Genomic DNA, 17,546 nt, shown 5'->3' on the forward strand with positions numbered 1-17,546 from the left:
ACTCCCTTCTCACCATCAGATTCATATAATCCAATCTTACACGAAGAGGGAATAAATGGGAATCGTTATTGTGACACGAGAGGACGTTCTGGTTGATAGATACAGTACGGTTCTGATTCTTTGAAATCACCTGTGACCGCATAGGCTCTAGCACGCGAACCACCACATAGATAACGATACTCGCAATACCCACACTTTCCGTGATGACTATCCGGATCACGTAGCGCCTTGAATGTCGGATGATGGCGATAAATATCGGCGAGAGGTGTCGTTCGGACGTTTCCGCAGGTGATTGGTAAAAATCCGGACGGCTGTACGTCCCCTGTATGTGAGATAAAGACGAATCCGTTGCCGTCATTTGTCCCACGAGGGGCTTTTGCCAAATCGTCATGTGGATGTCCGATTGGAGGGAGTCCTGCTGCCCGGCGTCGCTGATTTTCTTGGCGGGCGACTCTCCGATAAAATTGGGCTTCCGTCGTCGAGATGATGAAGGGTGCCGTCTCTTGTATGGAGAACGCCCATTTCAATACTTCCTCATGTCGCTCTGGTGTAATGGGTTGTAACAGGGATCCGCGTCCGGTCGGCACGAGGAAAAAGAGCGTCCAGACGGATACACCGAGGGATTCTACGAGCTTCGCCATTTCCGGTAATCGATCGACATTGTATTCGGTCACCGTCGTATTGATTTGAAATGACATCCCTTCTTCTCGGAAATATGAGATTCCTCGAATGGTACGGTCGAAGCTGCCACGTGTACCGCGGAAGTAGTCATGCGTCACGGCGTCCGGTCCGTCAATGGAGAAGGCCCAACGTGACAAACCAGCTGCTTTTGCCCGTTTCACGGCATCGTGAGTTACACGAGTTGTAGCTGAAGGTGTCATCGAGACGCGCATCCCAAGGGAGGAAGCATATGCGGTCAATTCAAATAAATCTTCACGCATGAGAGGATCACCGCCCGTAAAGACGAGAATCGGGTTATCCATCGCATGAATCTCGCGAATCAATGCCTTCCCTTCTTCCGTGTCGAGTTCGTTTTCGTAACGATGAAATTGTGCCTCTGCCCGGCAGTGGACGCAGGAGAGCGCACAGGCCCGTGTGACTTCCCAAATGACGATGAACGGGTTCTCGTTATAGTCGATACGTTTCATACCGTCACCGCCTGTCGAAGATGTAAGTGATCGACCGCCCGTTTGGCGGAATCGACGCAGTCAGGTAATCCGACCCCATGGAGAATGGCGCCACACGCTTCGACGCCGTCCCACTTCAAAAGTGCTTCTTCGAACGCGCGGACGTCCTGTTTATGACCGACCTCATACTGTGGCATCGTTTGAATGTGTCGCTCGACTTTCGTGAAGAGGGGAGTCCCGACTTTTTGAATGCGTCGAAGTTCGCCTAAAGCGAAGTTTGCGATTAGATCATCCTCTTCATGGAGCAGGGACGGGACATGTTCTGAACTGATATACATGCGGAGCAATGCTTTTCCTTTAGGTGCTAGGTGTGGCCATTTTTTATGCATCCAGCTACAAGCGGTCAAAGCGTTTCCTTCCGATTTGGCGATGACGTAGCCGGTTCCATCTAACGCATCCACTTCTGACTCGTCGAAGGCGGCGAGTACGGTCATCGAAGAGGTACGTTTTAACGATGACAAACGTTCGGCTTCCGGGAATCCGAGCAAAGGTCCGAGTGCATGCGGCGATGTGGCCATGATGATGCCATCAAACTGTTCGATCGTCCCATCGGCAAATGTGACTTCATGAGGTCGAACGGATTGAACGACCGTCTTTAACATGAGTCGATCAATCGACGGACGGAGCGCCTCGACGAGTGCTCCGAGTCCTTGCTCAATCGACAGAAACTTACCAGTCTCGGACGGCTTTACACCAGCTTGGACGGGAGGAGTGAGTGCTTTCATTCCGAGAATCAGACTGCGAGTTTTTTGTTCAATCGTGATAAACTGAGGGAAAGTAGACTCGATGCTCATGTCATCGAGTGTCCCGTTGTAAATCCCTGACAGAAGCGGTTCGATCATTGTATCAACTACTTCTGAGCCAAGTCTCGTCCGAAAGAAACGGTCGAGCGAGATATCCTCTCCTGCATACACGCGTGGAATCACGAGATCGAATCCGGCGCGAAGTTTTCCTCTCCAAGTAAAGAGATCCGTTTTGACCATCGGCCAAAACTTAGTCGGGATGCCCATGACCGACCCGGCCGGCATCTGTCTCAGTTGCTTCCGTACGTAAATGTAAGAAGTCCCGGTTCTGGAGCGGACGAGTTGATCTGCGAGACCTAGACTTGTAATAAGTGATGTCAAGGTCGGCTTTCGTGCCATATAACCGTCGGGTCCAGTCTCTAACGTAAAACCATCCCGATAAATGGTCTTAATTTTTCCACCGAGACGGTCCTGCGCCTCAATCAATGTGACATGAGCTCCGGCTTCTTTGGCATAATAGGCTGCGGCAAGTCCGGTGATGCCACCTCCGATAATCGCGATTCGATTCAATTGATTCACCCATTTCTCTGAAATTGTTGTCGTCTTAACGGTACCGAGAATGTTGACGGAGATATAGGATAAGTGTCACGGACTTCTAGACAAATTTGTCACGAATTCGAAAGGGGACGATGGAATGGCTTCCTTCCTCATCGTTGCGACTCTTGTGATGGTAGGCATAATTGGGTTTATTGTGGCGATGAATCGACATGGAGAAAAGTTGGTTGGAGATGAGGAAAGTCCACCGATGATTTGGGCGGATGAGGACTGGTATAAAGATGATGGACCACCAGACGGATAATATGATAAGATGACCCGGTTGAAATTTGATGGAACATGAGGTGATGGAATGAATGTACTCGAACAACAGTTGAACCACTTGGTTGATGAGTGTCGTCCGTACACGGCTCAAGGGAAAGTGGCGGACTATATCCCTGAACTCGCACATGTGAAAAACGATTTACTCGGGGTGGCGATTTGTTTGCCGGATGGTACGTATATTCACGCGGGGGATGTTCATCACAAGTTTACGATTCAGAGCGTATCGAAGGCGCTCACACTTTGTTATGTATTGATGGAGTTCGGGGAGGACTATGTCTTTTCGAAAGTAGGGATGGAGCCGACGGGGGACGCATTCAACTCCATCGCCAAACTCGAGGAAACGGTCCCGTCAAAACCACTGAATCCGATGATCAACGCCGGAGCGTTAGCGGTGACGAGTATGATTTTGGGGGAGACGGCAGAACTCAAAATCTATCAGTTCCGCCAGTTTTTAGCGACGTTGTTAAATCGCTCGGTCGAGGAGGTCACGTACGACGAAAAAGTCGCCCGCTCTGAATACGAGACGACCGACTTGAACCGTGCCCTGCTCTATTTCATGCGTCATCATGGAATTGTGGATGGAGACGTCGATGAGATCATTGATGTGTATACGAAACAGTGTGCCATCGAGATTGATTGTTTTGATTTGGCGCGAATCGGGCGTGTCTTTGCAGGGAATGGAGAAGACCCGGATACGGGCGAAGAGTTGATTCCACGTCGGGTCGTCCGAATCGTCAAGGCCATCATGACGACGTGTGGCATGTATGATGCATCGGGTGAGTTCGCTGTCCGGGTCGGTCTTCCGGGAAAAAGTGGGGTATCGGGTGCCATCTTGGCGGTCGGGAACCACGAACTGGACTTGAATAACGTTGGGTTTGGCATATTTGGCCCGGCACTTGATTCAAAAGGGAACTCGATTGCCGGAATGAAGTTGTTGGAACTACTGATTGAGCGCTATACTTCGCGCTAAATCGAGAGGTGCTCCACGGATGCATCGAGTTCCTGCTGTAATGTTTCAATTTTTCTGTCGCATGCAGACTGTAGTTCAGCTGGAGGGGTGAAGGCGCGCCAACGCTTTAACAGTTGGTCATGGTCGTTCATATCACCGAGTTCAGTTTGCATCTTTTTTAACGTGCGGACAGTGTCCATCGAAGCATCCGATTCATAGCTTAGCAAGTACTCATGTAAGTAACGTTCGCGTTTGACGGCTAAACGGACTTTATGGAGTGCTTCAAGCTGTTCTTTTCCATCGGATTGTTCGTGATAGACGCGTACACGTTGCTTGCGCTCGCTTTTCGCCTTTTCTAACATCGGAGAGGCGTTCGTTTTTTTGAACGCACGAAATAACGGTCCGCCGATGAAACGACGTACTTGTTGATCGAGCGACGGGGTCATTTTTTCACTGACGCGGGTCGAAAGGATCGTCCGTGCGATGGCACGTTCTGTCTCCATCGCTTCAAGAAACGCATGGTCGAGTTCGGTTTTGGAATCAAACGTTTCGATGAGGACGTCGAGGTCGCGCACATGACCGAGTGCCTCCATCAATTGTTTGAGTTGTCGGAACGTCGCCGGCTTCGTTTCATATAGTTGCATAAACGTGATCAATTTCCGTAGATGAACGCGAGCGCGATGAATATCCTCGGAATTGTTGAAGGTGAGGGCTTCCGTCACATAGTGATTGAACGTGTTCCACGTTTCCAACAGTTCAAATTTAAGCTTTTCTGCATGCCGTTGATTCATGATTATAAGTTCCTTTCTGAAAAAGAGATGAGGGTTGTCCATGTACCAAACACATTCATTAAACGAAAAAATCAAACTGTTCTTCACGATTTTCTTTCCAATTTTAGTCACGCAAGTGTCTTTTTATTTGATTAGCTTTTTTGATACCGTCATGTCCGGACGGGCGGGTGCCGTCGATTTGGCAGGTGTCGGAGTCGGTTCAAGCTTGTGGATGCCGGTGTATACCGGACTGAGTGGAATCTTGCTGGCGGTGGCCCCGATCGTTTCGCAAGCGCTTGGTGCGCGAGACCGTCAACAGATTCAACGAACCTTGTTTCAAGGTATCTATTTAGCCATCATGCTAAGCGTAATCACGCTGACGTTGGGTTCATTCCTTGTGCCGATGGCAATCGAGAGCATGGGGCTCAGTGTAGAAGGGAAACGAATCGCGACGCAATACTTGCTTGCCCTTGGATTCGGTGTCTTGCCGATGTTCCTGTTCAATGTGTTACGCACGCTCATGGATGCCTTGGGCAAGACGCGAGTCTCGATGATCCTCATACTATTAGGGTTACCCATTAATGTCGGATTAAATTACATCTTCATCTTCGGAAAACTGGGGGTGCCGGCGTACGGCGGAGTTGGAGCGGGAATTGCCTCAAGCATCACGTACTGGCTACTCTTCTTCATGGCCTTCTTCTTCGTGAGAAACGGGAAGCCGTTCCGCGAATACAAGTTTTTACGGACGACCGAACGAATGGTCTGGCTCCGACAAAAAGAGCTGTTACAACTTGGGACGCCAATCGGGCTCGCCATTTTCGCAGAAGTCAGCATCTTTGCGGCGGTCACGGTATTGCTCAGTTCATACGGTGACCAAATCGTCGCGGCTCACCAAGCGGCGATTAACTTCGCTTCGTTTGTTTACATGTTGCCACTCTCAGCATCGAGCGCATTGACGATTGTCGTGGGGTATGAGCTTGGCGCGAAACGACTGCAGGATGCCGTCCGCTATGCAAAAATCGGGCTCGCGCTCTGTCTCGGTGTTTCTATCTTTTCCGGTGCTTTTTTGTTTTGGCAAAACGAACGGGTCGCGGCTATTTATACGAATGATCCGACGGTCGTGGACCTTGCAGCTCACTTTATGATCTTCGCTGTATTCTTCCAACTGTCAGATGCTGTCGCGGCACCGATCCAAGGGATATTACGTGGCTTTAAAGACGTCAACATCACGCTCGTCCTTTCACTCGTCGCTTATTGGGTCATCGGTTTACCACTCGGGTATGTCTTGGCAGAGCACGCCGGATTTGGACCAGACGGTTATTGGATGGGCTTGATTGCCGGACTCGCAGCCGGAGCGGTCTTGTTATTTCTCCGGTTAGTATGGATTGTCCGGCGCTACGGGACGGTTCAATCGACATAAAAAAGGAGAAGATTGTTCGCAAATGTGAACAATCTTTTATTTATCTAAAATTGGTCTATACAACTATACTTTTATCAGATATGATAACATGGAGGAAAACAAAAAGGAGTGGTGAACCGATGGGGACATTGATCAATGCTCGTATCGTGTCAGCAGAACAAACATGGGAACGTGGATATATCAGATGGAATGGTCAAACGATTGATGAGATTGGATCGATGGACCAGTTTGAACAACAGGATGAGCCTGTGATTGATGTCGCTGGAGCGCTCGTGACACCGGGTCTCATCGATGTGCATATCCATGGGGGATATGAAGTCGATACGATGGATGCGGATGAATCAAAACTTCGACGATTGAGTAACGACATGCTACAGGAAGGTGTCACGTCCTTTTTCGCGACGACGATCACGCAGTCAAAAGAAGCGATTGAGCATGCATTGAAGGCAGTCCGAAATGTCATTGAAGCGCAGGATACGACACTCATCGGAATCCACTTGGAAGGTCCATTTGTCAACGTGGAGATGGCTGGTGCACAACCGGCAGAATATATTATCGACCCGGACGCCGAGCAGTTCCGGAAATGGCAAGAGCTTGCCGGCGGTCATATCCGTCTTGTCACCTATGCACCGGAACGTCCAGGTGCACGTGAGTTTGAAGCTGTTCTTCGCGAAACCGGTGCAATCGGTTCGGCGGGCCATACGAGTGCGACATTTGAAGAGAACAAGCAGGCGGGCGTCAAACACGGGACGCATCTTTATAACCAAATGCGTGGGTTGCACCATCGAGAACCCGGAACGGTTGGGTATTGTCTCTTAGAGGATGGGGTCATCGCGGAAATTATTCCGGATGGGATCCATAGTCGTCCGGAGATGGTCGACTTCGCGTTTCGCTTAAAAGGAGCAGATGAACTTGTCGTCATCACGGATGCGATGCGAGCAAAAGGACTTTCGGACGGACAATATGAACTTGGCGGTCAACCGGTCATCGTAGCGGACGGGGCTGCGCGACTTCAAGCCGGAAACCTGGCGGGCAGTGTGTTGACGATGGATGCTGCCTTCCGAAACATTCAGGCATATACGGGATGTACGGTGGAAGAAGCGGTCAAAATGACTTCGACGAATGCGGCCAAAGAATTCGGATTGACGACAAAAGGAGACATCAAATCGGGGTTTGATGCAGACCTTGTCGTTTGGGATGACACGACACATGTTCAGATGACTTTTGTCAAAGGTCGAATCGTATATGAACGGGAGGAACAAAGATGAATGTACTAGTCGCAAAGACGGCGAACGATGCGGAACGAATCGCCTATACGCTAATCAAAGAACGGATTTCAGGGAAACATGACTTCGTACTCGGTCTCGCAACCGGTAGCACACCGGTCGGGATGTATCAGATGTTTAAACAGGACGCGCTCGACTGTAGCCACGTGACGAGCGTCAATTTAGATGAATACATCGGATTATCGCCCGAACATCCTCAAAGTTATAACCGCTTCATGAAAGATCGACTCTTCGATGAGGTACCATTCAAACAAAGTCACCTCCCTCAAGGGGACGCGCCGGACCCGGAAGTGGAAGCATCACGTTATGAAGAACTTGTTCGGACACTCGGTGTCGATTTACAGCTTTTAGGGATTGGTGAGAATGGGCATATCGCCTTCAATGAACCGGGTACAGCGCTCGATGCGAAGACACATGTGACCGAACTCACGGAGTCTACTCGGGAAGCCAATCGTCGATTCTTTGATCGGTTAGAAGATGTACCGACACACGCCATCACGATGGGGCTCGATACGATCATGAACGCACGTGAAATCGTCCTAGTCGCGACAGGGGAGCGGAAAGCGGAAGCGGTGCAGCACATGATTGAGAGCGTACCGACGGTCGACTGGCCGGCCACGATCCTTCAGGCCCATCCTGGTGTGACAGTCGTACTCGACGAGGCGGCGGCATCACACTGTGCGGAATCCTTACAAGCCCGTGGACAAGAAGCGGCAACACGATTTTTTACCATTCGGGATTAACGGACCTGCGGAGTCATCTCCGCGGGTTTTTCTATGTTCAACTATGGGAAAATGTAAAGAAATGAATTTGTCATCAAAACGTTTTCGACAAATTTCTCGCTTTCCTCTATAATGAGTGAAGCTCATTATTTTGACTCGAAGGAGACCGATATGAATTCTAGAACACATGCTCGCAGACAGCGCACAGGTCCGTCTGCGTTTTATAAGATATTTAGTGCCCTCGTGCTGATTGCGATTATTGCTGGATCTAGCATTTACGGTACAGCGTTTTACAAAGCCCACAATATGTTGTCAGGCACCCAAGTCACATTAGAGGATGACCCGACGGTTGAGCCGACTCGTTATGATAAAGAAGATACGGAGACGTTCTTGGTTTTAGGGACAGACCTTTCGCCACAGAAGAAAGCGCGTGGCGAGTTTGGACGATCGGACGTTATGATTGTCGTCATTTTAAACAAGAAAGAAAAGCAGACGACGATGCTCAGTATCCCGCGTGACTCGTATGTCAATATTGACTACACGGGATATAACATTCCTTATGGCAAGACGGGACTTGACCAAGATAAGATCACACACGCTTACTACTTTGGTTCGATGGATGAATCGAATCCAAACAACGGGATGCGGATGGCGACGAACACGATCGAAGATTTAGTCGGTGTTGAAATCGACCATGTCGTCTCGCTCAACTTCCAAGGGTTCGTTGATTTCATTGATGCTGTAGGTGGCGTTGAGATTGATGTTCCGTTCTCATCACAACAAAACAGTTACGATGCGTCACGTGAGACAGTTCAAATCGAACAAGGACTTCAACAGCTTTCTGGTGAAGAGGCACTTGCCTACGTTCGAAATCGATACGATGACCCACGTGGGGACATCGGTCGTGGACAACGCCAGATGGAAGTCATCAATGCCGTGCTCGAACAATCACTCGGCACTTCACTCCTAAACAATTACGACAAGGTCTTGAAAGCCGTCGGCGACAACATGCAGACGACACTTGGACCGAATGACTATATGCGTTTAATTGAAGATGTTGGCGCACTTCACAATACGGTGCAATATCAATTGACTGGAGAAGGTGCCCGGGCAGATGACGGACACTTCTACTATTTCTTGAACGAACCGCTTCTTGAAGAAGTACGCTATCGTGTACAACAAGCGGACGCCGGTAATCGTGTCGAGCCGATGTCCGATACAGAACTCGAGTCGTATACGTTAGACCCGAGCGGGGTAACGTACGAAGCTCAATAAAAAAAGTTTGCCCTCGGGCAAACTTTTTTTATATGCGGTCCATGGCGACGGTCAAGGAGTATGAATCTCCGCGAAAGAGTGAACGACTATACTCGAACATGTCACCGTTCTCGAGATAAGTTCGCTGGTCAATCAGCAATACCGGTGCGTTCGGAGAAATGGTGAGGAGCTTGGCTTCTTCTGGACCGGCGCTCCGGGCTTCGAGTGTTTGTGTTGCATTTTTCAGGCGTAAGCCATGCTGTTCGGCATAAGCATAAATCGATCCCGTCGCGTCATCTTGCGTCAGGTCAGGCAATAAATGAACGGGAATATAGGCGGTTTCGAGCGCAAGTGGGTGATCATCGGCGAGTCGTAGCCGTTTCATTTCATAAACCGGTGTTTGATTTGGGATGCTCAGTTGCTGCGCGATGCGATCCGTTGCCGGAATGACCTCGTATGACAAGAGACGGCTGAGCGGTCGCATACCTCGATGTTTGATTTCCTCGGAAAAACTCGTCAGTCCCGATAACGTCATCGCAATCTTCTGACTCGCGACGAATGTGCCTCGTCCTTTTTGACGGCTCAAGTAACCGGCATTGACGAGGTTCATAATGGCTTGACGAATCGTCATCCGACTGACGTGAAATTGCTCGGAAAACTCACGCTCTGACGGCAAGGTGTCTCCTGGTTTTAACAATCCGTCATCAATTTGTTGCTTTAAGTACGCTTCAATTTGATAATAAATAGGTAACGGAGATTGTTTATCGATTTCTAACATATCATTTCGCTCCTGACTGAGAAGATGTATGTTTCATTATAGACGAAATTAAACTAGTTGTCTGAACAGATTATAGAGAGAGGGTGGAGGACAAGATGGAACCATATACAGCAAATACAGTCGTGACCTCGATAAAGGAAGACGGCAACGGTCATTGGCACACACTCGAGAACAGTCCGTTTTATGCGGAAGGTGGGGGACAACCGGCTGACCGTGGATGGATTGAGACTCTTCCTGTACTAGATGTACAAATCAAAGATGGGGAAGTGTGGCATCTCTTGTCAGAAGCATTACCAGCGGGCACGACGATAGAGGTTCGAATCGATGAGGACGTCAGACGGGATCATTCCATCCAGCATACTGCTCAACATGTGATAACGGCGATTTTGGAAGACCGTCATGGCATTCGGACGCTCAGCTTTGGAATCGGAGAGACCGATTCATCTATTGAGATTGAAACGGCAATGATGGACTGGGCGCACGTTGAGGCACTTGAACAAGAGATGCAACAAGTCATCTTTGAAAACCGTCCGATTCGTGTCTATGAAATCCCAAAAGAAGAAGTAGACCGGGCGCGCTTACGGAAAGAGACGGACCGAACGGGGATGATTCGCATCGTCGAAATCGAAGGTCTAGATTACAATGCATGTGGTGGCACTCATGTGGAGACAACGGGACAACTCGGTACCATCCATGTGACGGCGATGAAGAAAGTGAGGGGGAATCTCCGCTTGACGTATGTGGCGGGAAGTCGAGCGATCAAGGTGACTCAACAAGCGCGAGCAGCGTTGCGGACGATTCACCATACATTCTCGACAACGAATGAATCCGTGGCAGCCCGTGTAATCGAAGAACATACGATTCGTTTGGAACGTGAAAAAGAAATCAAAACGCTCGAAGAACGGATTGCCAAAGCGAAAGTGGAGGCAGTGTTGAAAGAAGATAACTATGTGGCCTTACATGTCGGGAGAACAGAAGCGGAAACGTTGACGACCGCCATCATCGAACGAATCGCAGCAACAGGACGAATTGCCGTTGGCGCTAACTATGGAACGCAGAAATTGTTCGTCATGCATGACGGGACACAGGATATCGCTGTCGGCACATTCTTGAAAGCGGCGCTCCAAGAGATGAAAATCGGTCGCGGCGGTGGAAGCCATAAGCAGGCCCAAGCGCGTTTCACATCCGTAGCGGAACTAGAAAAGGGAATCGAAGAAATCGTGAAACGATTGCAGGAAGGAGTTTTACCATGTTGATCATTCAATCGGGAAACGAAGCAGCGTTGATTGAACAGGCAAAACAAGTTCGGGAGATCGTATTCGTTCAGGAACAAGGAATCGATGCGAGTTTAGAATACGATGATTTAGACGATATGTGTACACATGTGGTCGGGCTCCTTGACTCCGAACCTGTGACGACAGCGCGTCTTCGTCCAGTCGACTCGACTGTCGGAAAAGTGGAGCGAGTGGCGACGATTCAATCGGCCCGGGGTCATGGATATGGGAAAGACATTATGATTGAAGTTGAACGTGTCGCGAAACGTCAAGGGTTGGTTGAACTACGATTGGGTGCACAACTGACGGCGCTTCCGTTTTATGAAAAGCTCGGGTACGAGGCGTTCGGAGATGAGTTTTTGGATGCCAATATCCCGCACCGCATGATGCGAAAAACATGGTAATCCTTTTTTGAAATATCCCATTTTTCTAAAAAAAGGTTGGCAAGAAGATTTCGTTTTGTTATAACTAATACTAACAACTGACAGATAGAGGTTGCGAATGACATGAGTAAGCTTGGTTGAAACGGACGCACTCCGGACCGAGCCGAAAGGGGAAATTCGCCGAAGTCGACGTTCACGTGCGTGTGAATGAAGGCTGGGGTAGTCGTGAATAACGCCTACACTGCCATGGTCAACTACCATGGAGCGCTATCTACGGAACGATTCTTTAATCGTTTTTCAACTGCGCGTACAAGCGGCAGACCGTAGGGAGAGTGCTTCCTACCGGTCTGCCGCTTTTTCTGTTGGTGGACATCTTGAAAGTGGGGAACTTGATGACAACCGTACTGAAATTTGGTGGCAGCTCCGTTGCCACAATCGAACAAATACAAGCCATTTCGGACTATTTACAGACACGTGTGGCGACCGGTGAAAAATTGGTCGTCGTCGTATCGGCGATGGGCAAAACGACAGATTCGCTCCTGTCGCTCGCCAAACAAATCACGGATCGCCCGATGATTCGCGAACTCGACCGGCTACTCGCCGTTGGAGAAGAACAGACCATCAGTCTACTCAGTATCGCCTTGAACTCGCGAGGCGTACCGGCCATCTCATTAACGGGACAGCAAGCCGGGATCGATACGATGGGCATTCATACGAAGAGCAAAATCAAAGCGATTCGGAAAGAAGTGTTACACGAGAAGTTGCGTCAATACGACGTCCTGATTGTCGCCGGATTCCAAGGCGTGAATGAAGCGGGAGACGTCACGACCCTTGGGCGTGGCGGTTCGGACACGACAGCCGTCGCACTGGCGGCCGTCCTCAGTCAGCGTTGTGAAATTTATACGGACGTCGCGGGTGTATATACGACGGACCCACGAATCCATCCGACGGCGAAACGGCTTGATACGGTCTCCTATGACGAGATGATGGAGATGAGTGCACTCGGTTCAAAAGTGATGGAGATGCGAAGCGTGGAGCTCGCAAAGAAATATGACGTCAATATTTTTGTTGGGAAGACGCTTTCGAGCGAAGGAGGAACATGGATCATGGATACGACGCAAGCGATGGAACAGAAAGCAGTCACGAGTGTGAGTGTCGTCAAGAACGTACTCAGTGTCTCAATCAAACATATTCCGCATACGGCGGCGGGAGTCGCAGACATCTTTGAACGATTGTCAGAGCGACACGTCAACATCGATATGATTTCACAGACGGCATTCGACGGCGAAGTGTTTCTCTCGTTCACATGTCCGCTCGATGAAGAGGCGTTTTTAGAAGAGGCGCTCGCGGAGTTGACAGCGACCTTGCCTCAAATCAAAATCGATCGTCACACGGAACATGCAAAAATTTCTGTCGTCGGAATCGGTATGCGAGACGCGACAGGGGTCGCATCAGAGCTCTTCGCGACATTCCGTGAGATGGGGATTCCATTCTATCAAGTCACGACGTCTGAAATCAGTATTTCCTATACGATTCAAGAACAAGACGTAGAAGCGGCAGTCGCAGCCATTGCGGCCCGGTTTCACTTATAAGGGGGAAGCATAATGTATAACGTAGCAGTCGTCGGTGCGACAGGTGCCGTCGGACAAAAAATGATTGACGTCTTAACAGAATATGAATTTCCAATCAGCGAGTTGAGACTCTATGCTTCAGCCCGCTCGGCAGGAAAGACGGTCGAGGTGAATGGGCAATCGATCGTGATTCGTGAATTGACCGATGCGATTTATGCGGACCCAATCGATATCGCACTCTTCTCTGCAGGTGGGAGCATCAGTGAACAATATGCCCCTCGGTTGAGTGAGCAAGGAGTCATTGTCATCGATAATTCAAGTGCATTCCGAATGCAAGAAGGAATTCCACTCATCGTACCGGAAGTGAACCGAGTCGAACTCAGTCCGGAGAGAACGCTCATCGCGAACCCGAACTGTTCCACGATTCAATCGGTCGTGGCGCTCGCGCCTCTAGCGGAAGTATACGGACTGACACGCGTCGCGTACACATCTTATCAAGCGGTATCGGGATCGGGTCAAAAAGGGATCGATGACCTCGAGCGCGGTGCGCGCGGAGAGGAACCGACGAATTATCCGTATCCGATTTATGATAACGTGTTGCCGCACATCGATGTGTTTCAAGAAAATGGCTACACGAAAGAAGAACAGAAGATGATGGATGAGACACGTAAGATTTTAAATGCGCCAAACCTCGGGGTGACGGCCACTTGTGTCCGGGTGCCGGTGCGAAACAGTCATGCGGTCTCGATCACGGTGTCGCTCGAGCGAGATGCGACGGTCGCAGAACTGAAAGCTGTCCTTGCCGATGCACCAGGGGTCGTGTTAATGGACAATCCATCCGAATTGACATATCCGACACCGCTCGATGCGAACGGGACGGATGAGGTGTATGTCGGACGAATTCGCCGAGACGATTCACAACCCAATACGTTCCATCTTTGGTGCGTTGCAGATAACGTCCGAAAAGGGGCGGCAGCGAATGCCGTTCAAATCGCACAATGTATGATTAGTCAAACAGCGACGAAATAAGGAGGATATGACATGTTCACAGGAGTGGCGACAGCACTAGCTACCCCATTTCAAGAAAATGGGCAGTTGAATCTAGAAGCATGGGCGGCATTAATTGAAGACCAAATCCAAGAAGGTGTGACGGGTCTCGTCATCGGTGGGACGACCGGCGAAGGGATGACAATCACTGATGACGAGTTTGAGACATTGCTCGTTCGAGCGGTGGAGGTCGCAAACGGTCGAGCCGTGATAATCGCGGGGACCGGTTCGAACAATACAGCAGTCAGTATTGAGAAAACGAAACGGGCCGCCGAACTTGGCGCGGAGATGGCGATGGTCGTCACACCGTACTATAACAAGTCGACACAGGCCGGGCTGATTGCTCACTTTACTGCGATTGCGGATGCGTCACCGATTCCGCTCATGCTCTACAATGTTCCGTCACGGACGGGTGTCGCCTTGGCACCGGAAACGGTCGGTGAGCTCGCGGAACATCCGCGCATCACGGCCTTGAAAGAAGCGAGTGGGGATATCTCGGTCATGGCGCAGATGATGGCCCATATTCCGGAAGGGTTCACCGTTTACTGTGGAAATGACGATCAAATCTTGCCGTACATGGCTTGGGGCGCACAAGGTGTCGTCTCCGTTTTATCAAACGTCTATCCGGGAGCGACGGTCGCGTTGGCAGACGCCCTATTGGCGGGTGATTTGCAGACAGCACGTACGTGGCAAATTCGTTTACTCCCAGTCATCGATGAACTTTTCGCAGAAGTGAATCCGATTCCGGTGAAGGCAGCGCTTCAAGCGCGAGGATTTGAAGTCGGTGCGCCACGTCTGCCGCTCGTTCCAATGAGCGCGACGGCTGAGGCGAAATTACTATCGGCGATGGAACAATTCAATGAGGTGAGACAATGAATGTTCTCATCCATGGTTTTGGCGCAATGGGACGCATTGTCGAAGAGGTCGCTCATGCGCAAGGTGTAAACGTAACGGCAATCGTCTCACCGGGAAGTGACGAGCACACGGCGACTCTGAATGAGGTGGACGTACCCGTCGATGTCGTGATTGACTTTTCGAACCCGGCGTTACTCCCTGGCTTACTCGCGTTCGGACGGGAGCGCAATATTCCGCTCGTCATCGCGACGACCGGCTTCACACCGGATGAACTGGCCGAGATTGAAACGGCTTCGCAAGACATCCCAATCTTCCAGTCTTACAACACCTCATACGGGATCGCGCTCTTGAAGCAGTTGCTCGACCAACTCGTCCCACTCACTCTCGGGTATGATATTGAAGTGATTGAGGCACACCATCGAAAGAAAGTGGACGCACCAAGCGGCACGGCAGAATTATTGGCACGTGCCATCGAAGCGAAGCGTGACGTGACACCGATTTACGAACGAACGTCGCGTCGGGAAGCGCGTGCTATCGAAGAGTTGGGGATGCATTCCATTCGGGGTGGCACGATTTTCGGTGAGCATACCGTGCTCTTCGCCGGAGATGATGAAATGATTGAACTGAAACATACCGCGTTATCGAAACGCGTCTTTGCAAACGGGGCCCTTGCCGCTGCGGCAACGATCATCGATCGCCCGGCAGGACTTTATAATCTATCGAACTTATACGAGGAGGCTACTCATGTTACTCACAAACGCTTATGAAATCGCACAATATATTAAAGATGCTAAGAAGGAAACACCAGTTAAGCTTTACGTCAACGGTCAATTGGCGGGTCTTGAAATCGAGGAAGCGAAAGCATTCGGAACGGATGAGTCGAAACTGTTTTTGACGACGGCAGAACGCGCTGCGGCATTCTTAGAAGCTAATGCATCGGTCATCACAGATTCTCATCTTGAATATGATCGTCGCAACAGTGCTGTACCGATGCTCGATACGACACAACTCAATGCCCGAATCGAACCAGGCTCGTTCATCCGAGACCACGTTCAAATCGGCAACAACGCGGTCGTCATGATGGGAGCTGTCGTCAACATCGGAGCTGTCATCGGAGATGGTTCGATGGTCGATATGAACGCTGTCATCGGAGCACGCGGAACGCTCGGGAAGAACGTTCACCTTGGCGCAGGTGCCGTGGTCGCAGGGGTTCTTGAGCCACCTTCAAAAGATCCGGTCATCATCGAGGATGGTGTCATGATTGGGGCGAACGCAGTCATCTTAGAGGGCGTTCGCGTCGGTGAAAACGCAGTTGTCGCGGCAGGAAGTGTCGTCACACAAAACGTCCCTCCAGGTGTTGTCGTTGCGGGAACACCTGCACGAATCATCAAACAGAAAGATGAAAAAACTTCTGAAAAAACGCAACTTGTTGATGACTTACGCTCTCTCTAACGTATAATAGACAGAAAATATAAAAAATGAGGAATGGGAGAGTTGCATTATGGAACAGTATGGACAATGGATGTGGAAAGACGGGGCTTGGATTGAGCCGACTGACGCAAACACGAGTATCATGACACACGCGATTCATTACGGAAGCGGGTTCTTTGAAGGGATTCGCGCGTATCACACGGAGGAAGGTCCTGCTATCTTCCGATTACGTGAACACTTGGAGCGACTTGTTCGCTCGTGTGCATACTACCACGTCACGCTACCGTATACGGTAGATGAACTCGAACAAGCCACGATGGAATTGATTGAGCGAAACGGATTTGAAGCATGCTACATCCGTCCGTTCGTCTTCCTTGGAACACCATGGCAGGCACTTATGCCGACTGCTGAGACGAAGGTACATGTTGCCATCTCGTGTTGGCCGCTCGGTGAATATTTCAACAAGACGGTCGGGATTCGAGCGAAAGTGGCCTCGTATCGCCGTGTGTCTTCTACAATGATGCCAATGCAAGCGAAAGCGGCCTCGAACTATATGAACTCACAGCTATTAAAAGGAGAGGCGCTCCGTGACGGATTCGACGAAGCGATTGCCCTTGATATGAACGGAAACGTCAGTGAGGCGAGTGTCGCGAACATCTTCCTCGTGAAAGGAAAAACGATTACGACACCGTCCCTTGACTGTTCTGTACTCGATGGCATCACACGTCAAACGGTGATGCAATTGGCTCGCGAGGCCGGTTATGAAATCGTCGAGCGCCATATCGGACGCGATGAGCTCTATGTGGCTGATGAAATCTTCTTAACGGGAACGGCAGCCGAGGTGACGAGCGTCATCGAGGTCGACCATATCTCGATTGGTGGAGGTGTCCAGACGGTTGCGACAGAAATGTTGACACGCTATCGTGAAGCCGTAACAGGACAGCTTCCGGAACACCGCGATTGGATCACGTTCGTGAAATCAGCAGTAACAGAGTAA

The 17,546-nt window shown here is 50.2% G+C and carries 18 protein-coding genes and 1 riboswitch; of the genes, 14 read left to right on the forward strand and 4 right to left on the reverse strand.

What is annotated here, in order from left to right:
- Positions 1-65: 65 nt before the first annotated feature.
- Positions 66-1,148 carry a TIGR04053 family radical SAM/SPASM domain-containing protein gene (locus tag GVY42_RS13350; protein ID WP_159563498.1) on the reverse strand — a complete coding sequence of 361 codons (1,083 nt, stop codon included), beginning with the start codon at positions 1,146-1,148 and terminating at the stop codon, positions 66-68.
- Positions 1,145-2,563 carry a protoporphyrinogen oxidase gene (gene hemG, locus GVY42_RS13355; RefSeq protein WP_306462367.1) on the reverse strand — a complete coding sequence of 473 codons (1,419 nt, stop codon included), beginning with the start codon at positions 2,561-2,563 and terminating at the stop codon, positions 1,145-1,147. Before hemG ends, GVY42_RS13350 begins: the two co-directional genes overlap by 4 nt.
- A gap of 61 nt (positions 2,564-2,624) precedes the next feature.
- On the opposite strand from hemG, the gene GVY42_RS16515 reads away from it, so the two are divergent.
- Complete coding sequence (locus GVY42_RS16515; RefSeq protein WP_167365524.1) at positions 2,625-2,789, forward strand: hypothetical protein; 165 nt, start codon at positions 2,625-2,627, stop codon at positions 2,787-2,789.
- A 48-nt stretch (positions 2,790-2,837) separates the two neighbouring features.
- Positions 2,838-3,779, forward strand: a complete 942-nt coding sequence (glsA, locus tag GVY42_RS13360) for a glutaminase A (RefSeq protein WP_159563499.1) — start codon at positions 2,838-2,840, stop codon at positions 3,777-3,779.
- Here the strand turns inward: glsA and GVY42_RS13365 are convergent.
- Positions 3,776-4,549 (reverse strand): CHAD domain-containing protein, encoded by a 774-nt coding sequence (locus tag GVY42_RS13365; protein ID WP_159563500.1) that lies wholly within the window; start codon positions 4,547-4,549, stop codon positions 3,776-3,778. The two genes, glsA and GVY42_RS13365, sit on opposite strands and share 4 nt — an antisense overlap.
- A 40-nt stretch (positions 4,550-4,589) precedes the next feature.
- Between GVY42_RS13365 and GVY42_RS13370 the strand changes: the two genes are divergently transcribed.
- The 4 genes from GVY42_RS13370 (at position 4,590) to GVY42_RS13385 (ending at position 9,231) form a co-directional block, all read left to right on the forward strand.
- Positions 4,590-5,948, forward strand: a complete 1,359-nt coding sequence (locus GVY42_RS13370; RefSeq protein WP_159563501.1) for an MATE family efflux transporter — start codon at positions 4,590-4,592, stop codon at positions 5,946-5,948.
- Between the two features lie 119 nt (positions 5,949-6,067).
- Positions 6,068-7,216 carry an N-acetylglucosamine-6-phosphate deacetylase gene (nagA, locus tag GVY42_RS13375; protein WP_159563502.1) on the forward strand — a complete coding sequence of 383 codons (1,149 nt, stop codon included), beginning with the start codon at positions 6,068-6,070 and terminating at the stop codon, positions 7,214-7,216.
- Positions 7,213-7,977, forward strand: a complete 765-nt coding sequence (gene nagB / locus GVY42_RS13380) for a glucosamine-6-phosphate deaminase (protein WP_159563503.1) — start codon at positions 7,213-7,215, stop codon at positions 7,975-7,977. The genes nagA and nagB overlap by 4 nt, the downstream gene beginning before the upstream one ends.
- 150 nt (positions 7,978-8,127) lie before the next feature.
- Positions 8,128-9,231 (forward strand): LCP family protein, encoded by a 1,104-nt coding sequence (locus tag GVY42_RS13385; protein ID WP_074037814.1) that lies wholly within the window; start codon positions 8,128-8,130, stop codon positions 9,229-9,231.
- Between the two features lie 28 nt (positions 9,232-9,259).
- Here the strand turns inward: GVY42_RS13385 and GVY42_RS13390 are convergent, their stop codons facing one another.
- Complete coding sequence (locus tag GVY42_RS13390) at positions 9,260-9,988, reverse strand: GntR family transcriptional regulator (protein WP_159563504.1); 729 nt, start codon at positions 9,986-9,988, stop codon at positions 9,260-9,262.
- Between the two features lie 95 nt (positions 9,989-10,083).
- Here GVY42_RS13390 and GVY42_RS13395 point away from each other — a divergent pair, with 95 nt between their 5' ends.
- The 8 genes from GVY42_RS13395 (at position 10,084) to GVY42_RS13430 (ending at position 17,546) form a co-directional block, all read left to right on the forward strand.
- Complete coding sequence (locus GVY42_RS13395; protein WP_159563505.1) at positions 10,084-11,244, forward strand: alanyl-tRNA editing protein; 1,161 nt, start codon at positions 10,084-10,086, stop codon at positions 11,242-11,244.
- The gene (locus GVY42_RS13400; protein WP_074037812.1) at positions 11,238-11,666 is read left to right on the forward strand and encodes a GNAT family N-acetyltransferase; all 429 of its coding nucleotides are present in this window, start codon (positions 11,238-11,240) and stop codon (positions 11,664-11,666) included. The genes GVY42_RS13395 and GVY42_RS13400 overlap by 7 nt, the downstream gene beginning before the upstream one ends.
- Positions 11,667-11,743: 77 nt before the next feature.
- Positions 11,744-11,923, forward strand: a riboswitch (Lysine riboswitch).
- 114 nt (positions 11,924-12,037) lie between these two features.
- Positions 12,038-13,237 carry an aspartate kinase gene (locus GVY42_RS13405; protein ID WP_078147890.1) on the forward strand — a complete coding sequence of 400 codons (1,200 nt, stop codon included), beginning with the start codon at positions 12,038-12,040 and terminating at the stop codon, positions 13,235-13,237.
- A 12-nt stretch (positions 13,238-13,249) separates the two neighbouring features.
- Positions 13,250-14,245, forward strand: a complete 996-nt coding sequence (locus GVY42_RS13410; RefSeq protein WP_159563506.1) for an aspartate-semialdehyde dehydrogenase — start codon at positions 13,250-13,252, stop codon at positions 14,243-14,245.
- A 12-nt stretch (positions 14,246-14,257) separates the two neighbouring features.
- Positions 14,258-15,139 carry a 4-hydroxy-tetrahydrodipicolinate synthase gene (dapA, locus tag GVY42_RS13415; protein WP_074037809.1) on the forward strand — a complete coding sequence of 294 codons (882 nt, stop codon included), beginning with the start codon at positions 14,258-14,260 and terminating at the stop codon, positions 15,137-15,139.
- Positions 15,136-15,885, forward strand: coding sequence for a 4-hydroxy-tetrahydrodipicolinate reductase (gene dapB / locus GVY42_RS13420; RefSeq protein WP_159563507.1), 750 nt, complete (start codon positions 15,136-15,138; stop codon positions 15,883-15,885). The genes dapA and dapB overlap by 4 nt, the downstream gene beginning before the upstream one ends.
- Positions 15,863-16,570 carry a 2,3,4,5-tetrahydropyridine-2,6-dicarboxylate N-acetyltransferase gene (dapD, locus tag GVY42_RS13425; protein ID WP_159563508.1) on the forward strand — a complete coding sequence of 236 codons (708 nt, stop codon included), beginning with the start codon at positions 15,863-15,865 and terminating at the stop codon, positions 16,568-16,570. Before dapB ends, dapD begins: the two co-directional genes overlap by 23 nt.
- A 49-nt stretch (positions 16,571-16,619) precedes the next feature.
- Positions 16,620-17,546: a branched-chain amino acid transaminase gene (locus GVY42_RS13430; protein ID WP_074037806.1), complete on the forward strand. Its 927-nt coding sequence runs from the start codon at positions 16,620-16,622 to the stop codon at positions 17,544-17,546.

It is taken from the genome of Exiguobacterium sp. 8A, from assembly GCF_902506275.1.
Classification (GTDB): Bacteria; Bacillota; Bacilli; order Exiguobacteriales; family Exiguobacteriaceae; genus Exiguobacterium; species Exiguobacterium profundum.